We start from the raw sequence: 15,962 nt of genomic DNA, 5'->3' as shown, positions 1-15,962 counted from the left end.
GAAATCGTGTCCGCGGACCCGCCGTCGTCGGCTCCTACTATGCCAGCCCGCGCGCGCCGCATGCCGCGCGTTAAACCGGGTAGCGACGTGCGACCCCGTGGGCGCGATAACCGGTTGACTCGGGGAGACCTCACATTCCACGTGTCGCCTGCCATACTGGCGACAACCTACGGACCCGTAGGTTACGCGTACGTATGCCTTCAGACAGGCGCCGACTCCGCTCCGCAGACCCCCGTCCCCGACGTGCGAGGGAATCCATGACACCTCCGTCCGGCACCGCCGTGCTCGAAACCGAGACCCCGACGCCGGCCCCGACAAGGGGCACGCTGGGCGGGGAGCAGAAGAACTGGGCCGAACAACTCGCCCTGGCCCTGTTCATCGGCCTTCCGTTCGCCGCCCTCGTCGCCGCGGTCCCGGTGATGTGGGGCTGGGGCCTCTCGTGGCTCGACGTGGTGCTGGCCGCGGTCATGTACGCGATCACCGGACACGGCATCACCATCGGCTTCCACCGGTACTTCACGCACGGCTCGTTCAAGGCCGGCCGCAAGGTGCGCATCGGCCTCGCCATCGCCGGGAACATGGCGGTGCAGGGCCCGCTGGTCCGCTGGGTCGCCGACCACCGCAAGCACCACAAGTTCTCCGACCAGGACGGCGACCCGCACTCCCCCTGGCGCTACGGCACCGGCGTGCGCGCGCTGACCAAGGGCATGTGGTGGGCGCACATGGGCTGGCTGTTCGACATCGAGCAGACGCCGCAGGACAAGTACGCGCCCGACCTGCTCAAGGACGCCGACATGGTGCGCGTCTCCCGGCAGTTCCCCTTCTGGGTGGCCGCGTCGCTGCTGCTGCCGACCCTCGCCGGCGGCCTCATCACGTGGTCCTGGCAGGGTGCGCTGACCGCGTTCTTCTGGGCCGGCCTGGTCCGCGTCGGCCTGCTGCACCACGTCACCTGGTCGATCAACTCGATCTGCCACGCCGTCGGCAACCAGCCCTTCCGGTCGCGCGACAAGTCGGGCAACGTCTGGTGGCTCGCGGTGCCGTCGATGGGCGAGTCGTGGCACAACCTGCACCACGCCGACCAGACCGCCGCGCGGCACGGCGTACTGCGCGGTCAACTCGACTCCAGTGCCCGCATCATCCGCTGGATGGAGAAACTCGGATGGGTTTCCGACGTGCGATGGCCGGACCGTGCGCGGATCGAGTCGCGGCGCGCGGCATGATGGAGCGATGACCGAAAGCAGCAGACGCGGCGGTGCTCCGCGCGGCGGCGGTCGTGTGCGCATGACCGGAAAGGAACGGCGCGAGCAGCTGATCGACATCGGTCGGACCCTGTTCGCGGAACGCGGGTTCGACGCCACGAGCGTCGAGGAGATCGCGGCGAAGGCCGGCGTGTCGAAGCCCGTCGTGTACGAGCACTTCGGCGGCAAGGAGGGCTTGTACGCAGTCGTCGTCGACCGCGAGATGCGCATCCTCCTGGACGGCGTCACCAGCGCCCTCACCGGCGGCCATCCGCGCGAACTCCTCGAGCAGGCCGCGTTCGGCCTGCTCGACTACATCGAGCATTCGACCGACGGCTTCCAGATCCTGGTCCGCGATTCGCCGGTGGCGCAGTCCACCGGCACCTTCGCGTCACTCATCAGCGACATCGCGTCGCAGGTCGAGCACATCCTCGGGCTGGAATTCGCGTCGCGCGGCTACGACCAGAAACTCGCGCCGATGTACGCGCAGATGCTCGTGGGCATGGTCGCGCTGACCGGCCAATGGTGGCTCGACGTGCGCACACCCGCGAAGTCCGAGGTGGCCGCACACCTGGTGAACCTCGCGTGGAACGGGCTCTCCGGCCTGGAACAGAACCCGCGTCTGGTGACCCGCCGCAAGCACGACCGCGCGTAGGCGCGGCCCGCGCGCCCGGGCGACCGCGCCTTCGGGAGAATGTCCCGGAAGCGCGATCGCCCATCCGTTTCGCGCGGTCTTCCCGGCGCGGCGCGGCCGACGGCTATGCGGTGCTGCCCGCCTCCACCCAGTCCGGCACCGGCTCGGCCGCCGCGAGCCACGCGTCCGGGACCCGGTCGAGCCCCGTCCGCGCGGCGACGACACCTCCGGTGATCGCGCACGTGGTGTCGACGTCACCGAGTCCGAACGCGGTCGTCCACAACGCCTCGACGAGGTCGTCCGGGTTGTGCGCCGCGGTCCACAGCGCGAACGGCACGGTGTCCGGGCAGGAAATGCGCTTTCCGGTGCCGAGGACTTCGGCGGCGTGCAGCCAGGTGGTGCCCGCCGCGAAAGAGGCGGCCGTACGCAGACCGCCGCGCACCTCGCTGTGCGGTGTGTGGTCCGCGACCTGCCCGAGGAACGCCTGCGGGTCGGAAGCCGGCCGGGCGCGGCCCGCCGTCATGAGCGCCGCGGCCACCGCGACGGCCACCGCGCCCGCGGTCGCCTCGGGGTGTGCGTGGGTGGCCTCCGCGCTGAGCGCGGCCTGTTCGACCACCAGGTCGAGGTCGTCGACGGCGTACCAGGCGCCCAGCGGCGCGACGCGCATCGCCGACCCGTTGCCCCACGAGCCCTGGCCCTCGAACTGCGCGGTCGTGACCTCGCGCCAGTCGGCACCTTCGTGGATCGCGCGCAGGACGCCGTGCATCGACGGGCCGTAGCCGCGGTACGCGTCGGCGACGTATGCGTGCGCGAAGTGGTCGGCCAGGGCGTCCTGGTCGATGTGGCCGTGCAGGTGCAGGATGCGGACGACGGACAGCGCCATGGCGGTGTCGTCGGTCCAGTTCCAGGGGCTTTCGGCGGGCGTGCGGCGGGCGGCGAGCTCGTCGACGCGCTCGGCCCCCTTGCGGAAGAACCAGCGTTGTCCGAAAGAGTCTCCGAGGGCGAGGCCGCGCAGTGACCTGGCGGCGTTGTGGATGCGTTCCATCCGGCCATCCTCCCGTCCGCCCGGCCGGACCCGCGAGCGGTTTCACCCCCGGCACACGGGTGTTCGGTCCGTTCAGCCGGAGGGCGCGAGCACCTCGATGCGGTTGCCGACCGGGTCCTCGGTGTGGAACCGCCGTACGCCCGGGATCTCGTCGCTCCAGCGCACCGGCGCCCCCGCGGCGGCCAGGCGCTCGGCGAGCGCGTCGAGGTCGTCCGCGACGAGTGCGGGGTGCGCTTTGCGGGCGGGGCGGAAGTCCGCCTCGACGCCGAGGTGGAGTTGGACCGGTCCGGCGGCGAACCAGCAGCCGCCGCGGACCGCGAGGGCCGCCGGCTTGGGCACTTCGGTCATGCGCAGCGGGCCGGTGTAGAAGGCCCGCACCACGCCCTCGCTTCCGGCGGGGATCGCGAGCTGCACGTGGTCGATCGCGACGAACACGTCGGATCCTCCTCTCGGTTCTCGGTTCTCGGTTCTCAGCTCTCGGTTGTTCCGGGTCCTCAGTCCTTGACGGCGACGGCGAAGATGCGGCGGAAGGGCAGGACCGTCCCGTACGGCCGGGGCGGGTACGCGTCCGCGAGCAGCGCGCCGTACGCGGCCAGGAACTCGGCCTGTTCCGCCGGGTCGAGCGCCGCCAGCACCGGCCGGAGGGCGGTGCCCCGCACCCACCCGAGGACCGGGTCGGGCCCGTGCAGCACATGGCGGTACGTCGTCTCCCACGCGTCGACCCGGAACCCCGGCCGCGCGAGCGCGTCCAGGTACTGGTCGGCGGACCCCACCTCGGTGCGCAGGAGGGCCACGCCGCCGAGGCGGTCCTTCCACCGCGCGGAGGCGGCCAGTTCGCCGAGCAGCACGTGCGCGGGGTCGGCGAAGTTCCCGGGCACCTGCACCGCGAGGGCGCCGCCGGCGGCCAGCGCGTCGGTCCAGCCCGGCAGCAGGGCGAGGTGGCCGGGGACCCAGTGCAGCGCGGCGTTGCCGACGATCACGTCGACCGGGGCGTCGCCGTCGGCGGGTGCCCACGCGGCCACGTCGGCGAGCCGGAAGTCGAGGCGGCCGGGGCGGGCGTACTCGCCCGCGGCCTCGATCATCTCCGGCGCGTTGTCGATGCCCGTGACGTACGCCTCGGGCCAGCGCGCCGCGAGTTCCGCCGTCGCGTTGCCCGGCCCGCACCCGAGGTCGACGACCCGGCGCGGTGCCGCGACGGGGACGCGCGCGAGCAGGTCGCGGAAGGGGCGGCCGCGTTCGTCGGCGTACCGCAGGTACTGGTCGGGGTCCCACACAACGGCCTCCCGGTGCCGCCGACGATTGGCATCGACGCTTTATCTTGACATCAAGACAACTCCACCAGAGTAGCTTCCTGATCAAGATTTGTCTTGACATCAAGAGGCTCGTCATCAAAACACTCGCTAGAATGACGGGCATGAAGGACGAGGTCGACCGACTGATCGAGGCGTGGCAGCGCGAGCGCCCCGACCTCGATGTCGAGCCGCTTGAGGTGCTCAGCCGCGTCACCCGGTTGGCCCGGCACCTCGACCGCGCGCGGCGGCTCGCCTTCTCCGCCCGCGACCTGGAGCCGTGGGAGTTCGACGTGCTGTCCGCGCTTCGTCGTGCGGGCGCACCGTACCAGCTCTCGCCGGGTCAGCTCCTCACCCAGACGCTGGTCACCTCCGGCACGATGACCAACCGCATCGACCGGCTCGCCGCGAAGGGCCTCGTGCTGCGGCAGCCGGACCCGGGCGACCGCCGCGGCGTGCTGGTGCGCCTGACCGACGACGGACGCGACCGCGTCGACGCCGCGATGGCCGAACTGCTGGAGCACGAGCGGGACATCCTCGCCGGACTCGACACCGGGCAGCGCGCCGCGCTCGCGGACCTGCTGCGCTCGGTCGTCGCGCCGTTCGACAACCACGCCGCGTCGCACTGACCGATCTCCCGCCGCACGTCCGCCTGTCGGGCGACCCCGGTGCCCCGGTGCCCCGGTGCCCCGGTGCGCAACCTACCGCCGGGCGATTTCTGTTGTCCGGTCGATCTCCTGTGGGCCGCCCGCCGTTTCGCGCGGCGATCTGGTGCGATTCCGCCCGCGCGCTCAAGATGGGCGCCAGGTGACCGCCGCCCGGCGGTCCCAGCGGGAGGGACCACGGCATGCGTACGAGACCGGGCACGCTGCTCGCCGCACTCCTCAGCGCCGTTCTGATCGCCGTCGGGGGCGCCGCAACGGCGTCCGCCGCACCGGCGGCGAGCGGCCCGACGTACTACGTCTCACTCGGCGACTCGCTCGCCAAGGGCTATATGCCGGGGCAGGGAGACACCGACCAGGGCTACACCGACCGGCTGTTCGCCGCATTGAAGGCGAACGATCCCGATCTGCGGCACGTCAAGCTCGGGTGCAGCGGAGCGACCACGACCTCGCTGCGCAACGGCGGGGACCGCTGCACGTACCCCGAAGGCAGCCAACTCGCCGCCGCCGAGCGGTTCCTGCGCGACCACCGGGGCAAGGTCCGCTACGTGACGATCGACATCGGGGCGAACGACGTGCAGCGCTGCGCCCGCGGTGTCACGGGCATCGACCTCGTCTGCGCCCGGGCGGGAATGGACACCGTCTCCGAGAATCTGCCGGTCATCCTGAAGCGCCTGCGGGCCGCGGGCGGAAAGAACGTCCAGTACGCCGGCATGACTTACTACAATCCGTCGCTCGCCGCCTGGCTCACCGGTGAGCAGGGCAAACAACTCGCTTATCTGACAAGTCTGTTGCAGGAAGTCCTGAACGGAATCATCTCGTTCAAACTGCGTGAGCGGGACTTCGCGGTCGCCGATGTCGCGCTGGCCTTCTCCAGCCGGGCCTATTCCCCCGAGGTGCCGCTTCCCGGGGTCGGGCCGGTGCCGCTGAATGTGGCGCGCATCTGCCAGTGGACGTTCATGTGCACGCGGCAGGACATCCACGCGAATCCCACGGGATACCAGGTGCTCGCGGACACGTTCGCGGCAAAGCTCAGGCCGTGACGTGACGTGACGTGCGGGCGATGACCTGAGAAAGCGGCACGGCAAAGGGGCCGCGTGCGTCCGGGCGGACGTACGCGGCCCCTCTCCGTCTGTCGAGTGGCGCCGGCCGGCTCGGGCGGGCGCCCGGGCGGGCCGAATCAGATGAGGCCCTGGGCGAGCATCGCGTCCGCGACGCGCTCGAAGCCCGCGATGTTGGCACCGAGGACGTAGTCGCCGGGACGCCCGTACTTCTCCGCGGTGGCGAAGCAGGTGTCGTGGATGTCGCCCATGATGGCCGCGAGTTCGGACTCCACGGCGTCGAACGTCCAGGACTCGCGCCCGGCGTTCTGGCGCATCTCCAGCGCACTGGTGGCGACGCCGCCGGCGTTGGCGGCCTTGCCCGGCCCGAACGCGACGCCGGCCTCCTGGAACAGGTGCACCGCCTCGGGCGTGGTCGGCATGTTCGCGCCTTCGGAGACCGCCTTGACGCCGTTGCGCACGAGCGTACGCGCCGCGTCGGCGTCCAGTTCGTTCTGCGTCGCGGACGGCAGCGCCACGTCGGCCGGCACGTCCCAGACGCTGCCGCCCGCGACGTACCGCGCCGAGGCGCCCCGCCGCGCCACGTACTCGCTGATCCGGCCGCGTTCAAACTCCTTGATCTGCTTGAGGAGTTCGAGGTCGATGCCCTTGTCGTCGACGATGTAGCCGCCGGAGTCGGAGGCGGTCAGCACGTTGGCGCCCAGCGCCTGGGCCTTCTCGATCGAGTAGATCGCGACGTTGCCGGAGCCGGAGACGACGACCTGCTGGCCCGCGAGTTCCTCGCCCCGGCGGGCGAGCATCGCGGCCGTGAACAGGACGTTGCCGTACCCGGTGGCCTCCGGGCGGGCGAGCGAACCGCCCCACGCGGCGCCCTTGCCGGTCAGCACGCCGGCCTCCCAGCGGTTCGTGATGCGGCGGTACTGGCCGAACAGGTAGCCGATCTCCCGGCCGCCGACGCCGATGTCACCCGCCGGGACGTCGGTGTGCTCGCCGAGGTGGCGGTACAACTCGGTCATGAACGACTGGCAGAAGCGCATCACTTCGGCGTCCGAGCGGCCGCGCGGGTCGAAGTCGCTGCCGCCCTTGCCGCCGCCGATGCCGAGGCCGGTCAGGGCGTTCTTGAAGATCTGCTCGAACCCCAGGAACTTGACGATTCCGAGGTTCACCGACGGGTGGAAGCGCAAGCCCCCCTTGTACGGCCCGAGCGCGCTGTTGAACTCCACCCGGAATCCCCGGTTCACCTGGACGATTCCCTCGTCGTCCTGCCAGGGGACCCGGAAGATGACCTGCCTTTCCGGTTCGCAGACGCGCTCGAGAACGCGGGCGTCCACGAACTCCGGCCGCGCTTCGAGGATCGGGCCGAGCGAGTCGAGTACCTCGCGTACGGCCTGGTGGAATTCCGGCTCCCCGGGGTTCCGGCGCAGGATCTCCGCATGGAGTCCGTCGGAAACGGCCACGGATCAATTCCCCTTCCTTGGCGACGCGAAAACCCTATCGCGGCAACTGTCCCCAGAAATCACCCTGCCCGGGCGATTATGTCCGCCACCCGTTGTGTGACCGCGGTCACGGGTGTAAACAAGTCGATGTGCACACAGGACGGGACGGCGGGGAAGACGTCTCGTCGGGCGGGGCGGTACGGGCCCGCCGGATCTCGGGGATCCGGCGGCCCGCACCGGCAAAGGGCGTTCCGGGGCCCGCGGTTCGGCCGGCGTCCCGCGGAGCGCGGCGCCGGGGTCGCGGCCCGTCACGGGCTCGGGGTGAACCGCACCGGCAGGCGCTGCAGTCCGCGCATGATGAGACCACCTCTCCACCGCAATTCCGCGGCCGGTTCCGCGAGTTCCAGGTCGGGCAGGCGACGCAGCAGCGTGGTCACCGCGATCTGGCCCTCCAGCCGGGCCAGCGGCGCCCCGATGCAGTAGTGGATGCCGTGGCCGAACGCCAGATGCGGGTTGTCGCTCCGGGCCAGGTCCAGGGTGTCCGCGTCCGCGAACCGGCGCGGGTCGCGATCCGCGGACGCGAGAACCACCAGAACGGGTTCGCCCGCGGGGATGACGACACCGCCGACCGGCGTATCGCACGTCGTGAAGCGCCACGTGGCCAGTTCCACCGGCCCGTCGAAACGCAGCAGTTCCTCGATCGCGGCGGCGACCCGCAGGTCCGGCTCGTCCTGCAGGCGGGCCCGGGCCTCGGGGTGGGTCAGCAGCGTGAGCAGCCCGTTGCCGATCAGGTTGACGGTGGTCTCGAAGCCGGCGAACAGCAGGATGAACGCCATCGCGGCGGCTTCGTCCTCGGTGAGGTGCTCGCCGTGGTCGCTCGCGCGGATCAGCCCGGAGATCAGGTCGTCGCCGAGGTCGCCGCGCTTGCGGTGGATGAGCTCCTTCAGATAGCCCTGCATGTGCCGCACCGCCCGGGCCACGCCGCCGCGCGGGCCGGCGCCGTGCCGGATCATCATGCCCGCCCAGGTGCGGAAGTCCGCCTGGTCCTCCTCGGGCACCCCGAGCAGGTCGCACACCGCGTAGATGGGCAGCGGGAACGCGAAGTCGTGGATGAGGTCCGCCTCGCCGGCGGCCGCGAAGCCGTCGATGAGCCGGTCCGTCAGCTCCTGGACGCGCGGCCGGAACTCCTCGGCGCGGCGCGGGGTGAAGGCTTTGGAGACCAGCCGCCGCAGCCGCGTGTGGTCCGGCGGATCGAGGTTGAGCAGGTGCGCCCCGATGCCGGAGCGCTGCTCGCCGGGCACCCCGACCTTGCCCTGCTTCCATGCCTGTTCGGAGTGCCGTGGGTTCTTGCTGAGCCGTTGGTCGGCGAGCGCCTGGCGGGCGTCGGCGTACCTGGTCACGAGCCACGCCTCGACGCCGCTGGGCAGCGTGGTGCGGTGCACGGGGGCGTGCTCGCGCAGGTACGCGTACGCCGGATACGGGTCGGCGACGAACTCGCGCGTGAACAGCCCCGGGTCGTCAGCCACGCGGGCCGGCGGACGCCGTTGCCACGTCGCGGGCCTCGCCCCGGGCCGCCCCCGGTCCCCCGGCGGGCTGCGCCGCGGGCGTGTCGGCCGACGTGCCCGCCGCCGTCCCGGCATCCCCGCGGCGTGTCGCGCGCAGGCCCTTGACGCCCAGCCAGCCGATGGCGTTGCCCGCCGCGAAGGACACCACGGTCAGGGCGAGATGGACCAGGAAGAAGGCCGTCGGCCCGTCGTTCCAGGACTTCTCGTCCTTCCAGATGTTCTTGAGGAAGTTCGGCCACAGGATCCACGTCCAGACGCCGAACACCACAAGCAGGGCGGAGGTCTTGCGGCCGATCCGCATGGCGGTGCACCTGTTCCTTCGGAGACTCTCACGGACGCGCGCTAGGCCATTCGGTCACAGTCGCGTCCGTGTCCAGTATGCGTCGTGTTCCCACGTCAACCGCAGGCGGGTCGCGCGGATACGCTCATCTGCATGTCATATAGGTCTGGACCGGCGACGCGCTTCGCCGCCGTCGGTGCGGTACTGATCGCAGGTGTTCTCGGGGGAGCCCCAAGCGTGGCAGGGGCAGCTCCGCGACTGCCGCAGACCAGTCCGCCGCCGTCGCCCACCGCCCCTCCCGAGCCCCCGCCGCCGTCCGACATGTCGGCGCTCGGCGGCGACCGGCTCGCGAGTCCCGGCGTGCAGGCGGAACTCCAGCCGGGCGCCGCCGGGCCGCCCCCCGTCGAGGCGTACTCGTGGCTCGTGGCCGATCTGTCGACGGGTCAGATCCTGGCGGCCAAGAACCCGCACTGGAAGCTCGCCCCGGCCAGCACGCTCAAGATGCTGTTCGCGGACACCGTGCTCCCCAAGCTCGACCGCAACCAGACACACCTGGTGACCAACGAGGAACTTCTCGGCATGGGCGCGGGCAGCAGCGCGGTCGGCATAAAGGAGAACTTCACCTACCGCGTGGAGGACCTGTGGAACGGGGTCTTCCTGCATTCGGGCAACGACGCGGTCCGGGTGCTGTGCCACATGAACGGCGGCATCGACGCGACCGTGGCGCAGATGAACGAGCGCGCCAAGTCCCTCCAGGCGCACGACACGCACGTGGTGTCGCCGGACGGGTACGACGCGCCGGGGCAGGTCTCGTCGGCGTACGACCTGGCGCTGTTCGCCCGTGAAGGCCTCAAGAACCCGGACTTCCGCGGCTACGCGGCCACCAAGGACGCCAAGTTCCCCGGCAAGGACGGCACCACGTTCGGCATCACCAACACCAACACGATGCTGGGCACCTACCCCGGGATGATCGGAGTCAAGAACGGCTACACGACGAACGCGCAGAACACGTTCGTCGGCGCCGCCACGCGTGACGGGCGGACCCTGGTGGTGAGCATCATGCACGTCGCCGGCAAGGGGAAGACGTACGAGTTCACCAAGCAGCTCCTCGACTGGGGATTCGCCTCGGCGAACTCGGTCAAGCCGGTCGGCGAGCTGGTCGGCGCGGAAGGCGACCCGACCGGCGCGCCGGGCACCGCCTCCTCGACCGGCGGCCAGAAGCCCGGCCAGGCCGCCGCGGTGCCGGGTGTCGAGAAGGCCGCGGGGGCGTCGGACGACGGCCCCGCGTGGGGGCTGTGGGCCGGGATCGGCATCCCGGCCGTGCTGCTGGTCGGCGGTGTCACGGTGTTCGTACTCCGGCGCCGCGGACTGCTGACGCCGACCGTGCACTTCGAGGACGACATACTCCCCTGACCGCCTGCCCGATCTCCCCCGTGGCCGCCTGCGCCGCCCGCGGCTGAGGAGGCGTCAGGAACCGGCGCTCGGGCGGCGGGTGATGCGCTCCAGGGCGACACCCGCTCCCGCCGTGCCGAGCATACCGAGGGCGTACCTGCGCAGCGTGTGCGGCGGCTTGTCCGCCCGGGCCCGCTCCGGCGCATCGGCGGCCGACCACTCGACCGCGGCGTCGGACTTCTCGTCGGCTTCGTGCGCCTTCTCTTCGACGTACTTCTCCGCGCGCTTGTCGGTCGCGGTCCACGCCGCGCAGAACAGCAGCAGCCGGGTGACGAAGTAGATCCACAGGAGCAGCGCGACGGGCACACCGAACGCGCCGTACATGCTCTTGCCGGCGACCCCGGAAATGTACGACGCGACCAGCAGCTTCAGCAGCTCGAAACCGATCGCGCCGATCAGCGCGCCGAGGAACGCGGTGCGCCGCGGCATCGTCAGCCGCGGCATTCCGACCAGCAGGTAGACGAAGAGCACCACGCTCGCGAACACCGCCACCGCGATCGCCGCGATCTGCAGCAGCACCCGGCCGACCGGCTGGTCGTCCAGCCCGATCGACTCGGAGATCCGGCCGATGACACTCGTCGCGAACGTCGACGCACCCACCGACAGCGCCATCGCGAGCCCGAGCCCGATCAGCACGCCGATGTCCTTGAGCTTGCCGAGGACGGTGGCCTTCACGCCCTCGGGCTTCTCCTCGTCGGCGAACCACATCTTGCGGATCGACGGGCGCAGCGCCTCGACCCAGCCCAGGCCCGAGATGAGCAGCAGGACACCACCGATGAGACCGACGGTGCCGGCGTTGTCCACCAGCGCGGACAGGTTGATCTTGTCGGCGATGCCGGGGATCTGGTCGGAGATCTTGTCCTGGAGCTCCTGCACCCGGCCGGGGCTCAGCGCGGCCGCGACCACCGCCGCGGCGAGTGCGAGCAGCGGGAAGAGGGACAGGAACCCGTAGAAGGTCACCGCCGCGGCGGAGAAATTCCCGTCGCGATCGGTGTACCTCTCGTACGCCCGCATGGTGCGGCCCACGACCGGCATCGTCTGGAGCTTGTCCTTGATCGCCACGGATGCACGTGTGCCCGGATTCGGCCCTGCCCACACACCCGGACCGACCAGGAGGGCGGGCGCCCGCGCGGCGCCGCGCGGTTCAGCCGCCGAACGGGAACGCGCGCCGCGGGCGCCACACCGCGTCGTCGCCGTGCTCGTACAGGCTGAAGCCGGTCACCTCGAAGGACGCCTCGTAGCCCGAGAGCTTGTCGAACGCCCGGTCGAGGACGTGGTCCGGCAGGTGGTGCGCGACGGTGACATGCGGGTGGTACGGGAAGTGCAGCTCACGCGTCAGCGGCCCGGTCCGCACCCCCTCCTCCAGGCGCTCGCAGTCCGGAATGCCCAGCGCGACCTGGATGAAGACGACCGGCGACGTGGGCCGGAACGTCCCGGTGCCGCGCAGGATCATCGGGAACGGGTGCTCGGCCGCCGCGACGGCGCGCAGGTGGGCCTCGACGTCGTCGAGCGCGTCCTCCGCGATCTCGGTGGGCGGCAGGAGCGTCACATGGGTCGGGATGGCCCTGGCCAAGGGGTCGCCGAAACCCGCCCGCAAGTCCTGGAGCTGTCCGCCCCAGGGCTCGGGGATCGCGATCGAGACGCCGATGGTGCGCATGGTCCGCTCCGGTCCGCTCCCGCCGGGTGCCTCAGGCTCCGGCCGGCGGCAGGAGGCCGATGCGGTCGTACGCGGAGGCGAGCGTGACGGACGCGACCTCGCGCGCCTTGGCCGCCCCCTTCGCGAGCGTGCGGTCCAGCTCGGCCGGGTCGTCGTGGTACAGGTGGAAGCGCTCCTGGAACGGCGTGACGAAGTCGACCAGCACCTCGGCCACCTCCTTCTTGAAGTCGCCGTACATCCGACCGGCGAAGCGCTGCTCCAGCTCCGCGACCGGGGTGCCGGAGACCGCCGAGTGGATCGCCAGCAGGTTGCTGACGCCCGGCTTCTCCTTCTCGTCGTAGCGCACCTCGGTGCCGGTGTCGGTGACCGCGCTCTTGATCTTCTTGGCGGTCTGGTTCGGCGGGTCGAGCAGGTTGACGATGCCCTTGGGGGACGACGCCGACTTGCTCATCTTGATCGTCGGGTCCTGCAGGTCGACGATCTTGGCGGTCTCCTTGACGATGTACGCCTCGGGCACCGTGAACGTCGCGCCGTACCGCGAGTTGAAGCGCTGCGCGAGGTCGCGCGTCAGCTCCAGGTGCTGGCGCTGGTCCTCGCCGACCGGCACCGCGTTCGCCTGGTAAAGGAGGATGTCGGCGACCTGGAGAATCGGGTAGGTGAACAGCCCGACGGTCGTCGTGTCGGTGCCCTGCTTGGCCGACTTGTCCTTGAACTGCGTCATGCGCGACGCCTCGCCGAACCCGGTCAGGCAGTTCATCACCCAGCCGAGCTGGGCGTGCTCGGGCACGTGGCTCTGCACGAACAGCGCGCACCGGTCCGGGTCGAGCCCGGCGGCCAGCAGCTGTGCCGCCGACACGCGGGTGTTCGCGCGCAGCTCGGCGGGGTCCTGCGGCACCGTGATGGCGTGCAGGTCGACCACCATGTAGAAGGCGTCGTTTGCTTCCTGCAGCGCGACGTACTGCCGCACGGCGCCGAGGTAGTTGCCCAGGTGGAACGAGCCGGCGGTGGGCTGGATGCCGGACAGCACACGGGGGCGCGCGGAGACCGTCGAGACCATGCCGCCATTCTCGCAGGCTCCGGCGGCTACTCCATCCCGGGTACGCGCACACTGCCCGCAACGATGCGCCGCCGTGCGCGCCGGAGCCGCAACGATCGCGCACAGGCGCGCAACGTTCACCCATTTACCGGGCCCCGCCCGCCCGCCTAGGCTGACGACGGCCGACACCGAGGGTCGCGGACCGGGCATCGAGGGTGACGATCCGGGTCGGTCGGTTTCGGCGAAGACGTCGGGCCCCGGAGACCCCGGGCGCCCGGGTGGGAACGCTGCCGTCCGCGCTGCCGTCAGCCAAAAGGGGGAGACCGCGTGCGCCCGACTTCTTCCGTGCCCTCGGCGGGGTCCGGCATGCTGTGGCTTCCCGCCAAGTCGCGGACGACCCGGGGGCAGACCCGGCTGCCGCGGCCGCGCCGGCGCCGCGAGTCGGCCGGACGCCGCGGCTCGACCCGGCACTACGCGATGTGCCCGCCGACCCATCTGGAGTCAGCGGAGGCGCCCGGTGCGATGGACCAGTGGGGGCTGCTGCGCGAGACGCTGCTGCGCCTGGGCCACCGCGTCAGCCTGATCCCGCCGCGCAGCGGGCTGCCCGGCATGGTCTTCGCGGCGCACGCCGCCACCGTCGTGGACGGCCGCGTGCTCGGCGCGCGGTTCCGCAGCACGGCGCGGCAGCCCGAGGCTCCGGCGTACCTGCGCTGGTTCGCCGACCGCGGGTACGGCACCAGGCTGGAGCCGGTGTTCGCGCACGAGGGCGAGATCGACCTGGTACCGGCCGGGCGCCACCTGCTGGCCGCGTCCGGGCCGCACACCGAGTCGCGGGCGCACCGGGAGGCGGGCGCGTTCCTGGGGCTGCCGGTCGTGCCGCTGGAGCTGACGAACCCGCGCTTCACGCGCCTGGGCAGCGCGATAGCCGTGCTGACCGACCGGACCATCGCGTACCACTCGGCGGCCTTCTCGGTGGCGGCGCGCGAACGCCTCGCCCGGCTGTTCCCCGAGCGCATCCCGGTGGGTGAGGCGGACGCCCTGGCCGGCGGCCTGGACGCACTCTGCGACGGCCGCACGGTGGTGCTCACCGACCGGGCACCGGGCCTGGCGCTCCAGCTGGCCCGGCACGGGTTCCGCAGCGTTCCCCTGGACATGTCACGATTCGCCGGTTTCGGCGTCGGCGTCCGCAGCTGCGTGCTCGAACTGCGCGACAATCGGTGAACTGGGCCAAGTGCCCGCTAAAGTCCGGGTTCTCCGGGATTGTCGATGTCGGGCGGAAGGACGCCATGATCAAGCACGACGAGGAACTGATCGCGCTCGCCGACACGTACAGCGCGCACAACTACCACCCCCTCCCCGTGGTCGTCGCGCATGCCGAGGGCGCGTGGATGACCGACGTCGAGGGCCGCCGCTACCTCGACATGCTGGCCGGGTACTCCGCCCTGAACTTCGGGCACCGCAACCCGCGCCTGATCGAGGCCGCCAAGCAGCAGTTGGACCGCGTCACGCTGACCAGCCGCGCCTTCCACAATGACCGGTTCGCGCCGTTCTGCCGACAGCTCGCGGAGCTGTGCGGCATGGACATGGTGCTCGCGATGAACACCGGCGCGGAAGCCGTCGAGACCGCGGTCAAGACGGCCCGCAAGTGGGGGTACGAGGTCAAGGGCGTGCCGGACGGCCGCGCGAAGATCGTGGTGGCGACCGACAACTTCCACGGCCGGACCACGACGATCGTCAGCTTCTCCACGGACGAGGACGCCCGGCGCCATTTCGGGCCCTACACACCGGGGTTCGAGGTGCTGCCGTACGGCGACGCCGAGACGCTCCGCAACGTCGTGGCGGCCGACCCCGAGATCGTCGCGGTGCTGCTGGAGCCGATCCAGGGCGAGGCGGGCGTTCTGGTCCCGCCGCCGGGCTATCTGGCGGAGGTGCGGCGGCTTTGCACGGAGCACAACGTGCTGTTCATCGCCGACGAGATCCAGTCCGGACTGGGCCGCACCGGCCGCACGTTCGCGTGCGAGCACGAGGGCGTCGTGCCCGACATGTACATCCTGGGCAAGGCGCTGGGCGGCGGCGTGCTGCCCGTCTCGGCGGTGGTGTCCTCACGCGAGGTGCTGGGCGTCTACAAGCCGGGCGAGCACGGCTCGACCTTCGGCGGGAACCCGCTCGCGTGCGCGGTCGGACTGGAAGTGCTGGAGATGCTGCGGAGCGGCGAATTCCAGCAGCGCTCCGCCGAGTTGGGCGAACATCTGCACCGCGAGCTGAACGCGCTGGTCGGCGGCCCGGTCACCGCGGTACGCGGCCGCGGCCTGTGGGCGGGCGTCGACATCGACCCGGCGCGCGGAACGGGGCGCGACGTGTCCCGCGAGCTGATGGCACGCGGCGTCCTGGTGAAGGACACCCACGGCACGACGATCCGCATCGCGCCGCCGTTGGTCATCGAGAAGGACGATCTCGACTGGGGGCTGGAGCAGTTGCGGGCGGTGCTCAGCGGCTGAGCGCCGCGAACGCGCCGCATCGGGGACCTGGGCGGACGCATCGGCAACCGCCACCGACAGCTGTGGGGCCGCCCCAATTCGGGTCGGCCCCACAGCTGTCGGTGGCGGT

The 15,962-nt window shown here is 71.3% G+C and carries 16 protein-coding genes; 7 read left to right on the top strand and 9 right to left on the bottom strand.

All coding sequences use genetic code 11. The features are described from left to right. The first annotated feature begins 257 nt into the window (after positions 1-257). Together AB0C36_RS31230 and AB0C36_RS31225 are read left to right on the top strand one after the other, a co-directional pair. Positions 258-1,220 (top strand): acyl-CoA desaturase, encoded by a 963-nt coding sequence (locus tag AB0C36_RS31230; protein ID WP_358360650.1) that lies wholly within the window; start codon positions 258-260, stop codon positions 1,218-1,220. Between the two features lie 7 nt (positions 1,221-1,227). Then, positions 1,228-1,893 carry a TetR family transcriptional regulator gene (locus tag AB0C36_RS31225; protein WP_358360647.1) on the top strand — a complete coding sequence of 222 codons (666 nt, stop codon included), beginning with the start codon at positions 1,228-1,230 and terminating at the stop codon, positions 1,891-1,893. Positions 1,894-1,996: 103 nt separating this feature from the next. Here the strand turns inward: AB0C36_RS31225 and AB0C36_RS31220 are convergent, their stop codons facing one another. From AB0C36_RS31220 to AB0C36_RS31210, 3 genes are all read right to left on the bottom strand, one after another. Further along, on the bottom strand, positions 1,997-2,917 hold the full coding sequence (locus tag AB0C36_RS31220) for an ADP-ribosylglycohydrolase family protein (protein WP_358360644.1): 921 nt from the start codon (positions 2,915-2,917) through the stop codon (positions 1,997-1,999). Between the two features lie 72 nt (positions 2,918-2,989). Next, positions 2,990-3,352: a VOC family protein gene (locus tag AB0C36_RS31215; RefSeq protein ID WP_358360642.1), complete on the bottom strand. Its 363-nt coding sequence runs from the start codon at positions 3,350-3,352 to the stop codon at positions 2,990-2,992. Positions 3,353-3,411: 59 nt separating this feature from the next. Beyond that, positions 3,412-4,191 carry a trans-aconitate 2-methyltransferase gene (locus AB0C36_RS31210; RefSeq protein ID WP_358360639.1) on the bottom strand — a complete coding sequence of 260 codons (780 nt, stop codon included), beginning with the start codon at positions 4,189-4,191 and terminating at the stop codon, positions 3,412-3,414. A 140-nt stretch (positions 4,192-4,331) separates the two neighbouring features. Here AB0C36_RS31210 and AB0C36_RS31205 point away from each other — a divergent pair, with 140 nt between their 5' ends. Both AB0C36_RS31205 and AB0C36_RS31200 read left to right on the top strand, forming a co-directional pair. Continuing rightward, complete coding sequence (locus tag AB0C36_RS31205) at positions 4,332-4,835, top strand: MarR family winged helix-turn-helix transcriptional regulator (protein ID WP_358360637.1); 504 nt, start codon at positions 4,332-4,334, stop codon at positions 4,833-4,835. 218 nt (positions 4,836-5,053) lie between these two features. Further along, positions 5,054-5,911 carry an SGNH/GDSL hydrolase family protein gene (locus AB0C36_RS31200; protein WP_358360634.1) on the top strand — a complete coding sequence of 286 codons (858 nt, stop codon included), beginning with the start codon at positions 5,054-5,056 and terminating at the stop codon, positions 5,909-5,911. Between the two features lie 137 nt (positions 5,912-6,048). Here the strand turns inward: AB0C36_RS31200 and gdhA are convergent, their stop codons facing one another. The 3 genes from gdhA to AB0C36_RS31185 all read right to left on the bottom strand — a co-directional run bounded on the left by gdhA (position 6,049) and on the right by AB0C36_RS31185 (position 9,231). Beyond that, positions 6,049-7,386 carry an NADP-specific glutamate dehydrogenase gene (gdhA, locus tag AB0C36_RS31195; protein ID WP_358360632.1) on the bottom strand — a complete coding sequence of 446 codons (1,338 nt, stop codon included), beginning with the start codon at positions 7,384-7,386 and terminating at the stop codon, positions 6,049-6,051. A gap of 287 nt (positions 7,387-7,673) precedes the next feature. Beyond that, positions 7,674-8,891 carry a cytochrome P450 family protein gene (locus AB0C36_RS31190; protein ID WP_358360629.1) on the bottom strand — a complete coding sequence of 406 codons (1,218 nt, stop codon included), beginning with the start codon at positions 8,889-8,891 and terminating at the stop codon, positions 7,674-7,676. Beyond that, on the bottom strand, positions 8,884-9,231 hold the full coding sequence (locus tag AB0C36_RS31185; RefSeq protein ID WP_358360626.1) for an SCO4848 family membrane protein: 348 nt from the start codon (positions 9,229-9,231) through the stop codon (positions 8,884-8,886). The genes AB0C36_RS31190 and AB0C36_RS31185 overlap by 8 nt, the downstream gene beginning before the upstream one ends. A gap of 216 nt (positions 9,232-9,447) precedes the next feature. Here AB0C36_RS31185 and AB0C36_RS31180 point away from each other — a divergent pair, with 216 nt between their 5' ends. Continuing rightward, the gene (locus AB0C36_RS31180; protein WP_358360624.1) at positions 9,448-10,623 is read left to right on the top strand and encodes a D-alanyl-D-alanine carboxypeptidase family protein; all 1,176 of its coding nucleotides are present in this window, start codon (positions 9,448-9,450) and stop codon (positions 10,621-10,623) included. Positions 10,624-10,677: 54 nt separating this feature from the next. On the opposite strand, the gene AB0C36_RS31175 is transcribed toward AB0C36_RS31180, so the two are convergent. The 3 genes from AB0C36_RS31175 to trpS form a co-directional block, all read right to left on the bottom strand. After that, the gene (locus AB0C36_RS31175) at positions 10,678-11,724 is read right to left on the bottom strand and encodes a YihY/virulence factor BrkB family protein (RefSeq protein WP_358360622.1); all 1,047 of its coding nucleotides are present in this window, start codon (positions 11,722-11,724) and stop codon (positions 10,678-10,680) included. A gap of 82 nt (positions 11,725-11,806) precedes the next feature. After that, positions 11,807-12,319, bottom strand: a complete 513-nt coding sequence (locus tag AB0C36_RS31170; protein WP_358360619.1) for a 2'-5' RNA ligase family protein — start codon at positions 12,317-12,319, stop codon at positions 11,807-11,809. A gap of 31 nt (positions 12,320-12,350) precedes the next feature. Next, positions 12,351-13,376, bottom strand: a complete 1,026-nt coding sequence (gene trpS / locus AB0C36_RS31165) for a tryptophan--tRNA ligase (RefSeq protein WP_358360617.1) — start codon at positions 13,374-13,376, stop codon at positions 12,351-12,353. A 345-nt stretch (positions 13,377-13,721) separates the two neighbouring features. Between trpS and AB0C36_RS31160 the strand changes: the two genes are divergently transcribed. Together AB0C36_RS31160 and rocD are read left to right on the top strand one after the other, a co-directional pair. After that, on the top strand, positions 13,722-14,576 hold the full coding sequence (locus AB0C36_RS31160) for a dimethylarginine dimethylaminohydrolase family protein (RefSeq protein WP_358360614.1): 855 nt from the start codon (positions 13,722-13,724) through the stop codon (positions 14,574-14,576). Between the two features lie 65 nt (positions 14,577-14,641). Next, positions 14,642-15,853, top strand: a complete 1,212-nt coding sequence (rocD, locus tag AB0C36_RS31155) for an ornithine--oxo-acid transaminase (protein ID WP_358360611.1) — start codon at positions 14,642-14,644, stop codon at positions 15,851-15,853. The last annotated feature ends 109 nt before the right edge of the window (positions 15,854-15,962 follow it).

The sequence above is a fragment of the Streptodolium elevatio genome, assembly GCF_040649515.1.
Lineage (GTDB): Bacteria > Actinomycetota > Actinomycetes > Streptomycetales > Streptomycetaceae > Yinghuangia > Yinghuangia elevatio.
The sequence above is the reverse complement of the archived record's forward strand: the minus strand, read 5'-3'. Positions and strand labels throughout refer to the sequence as shown.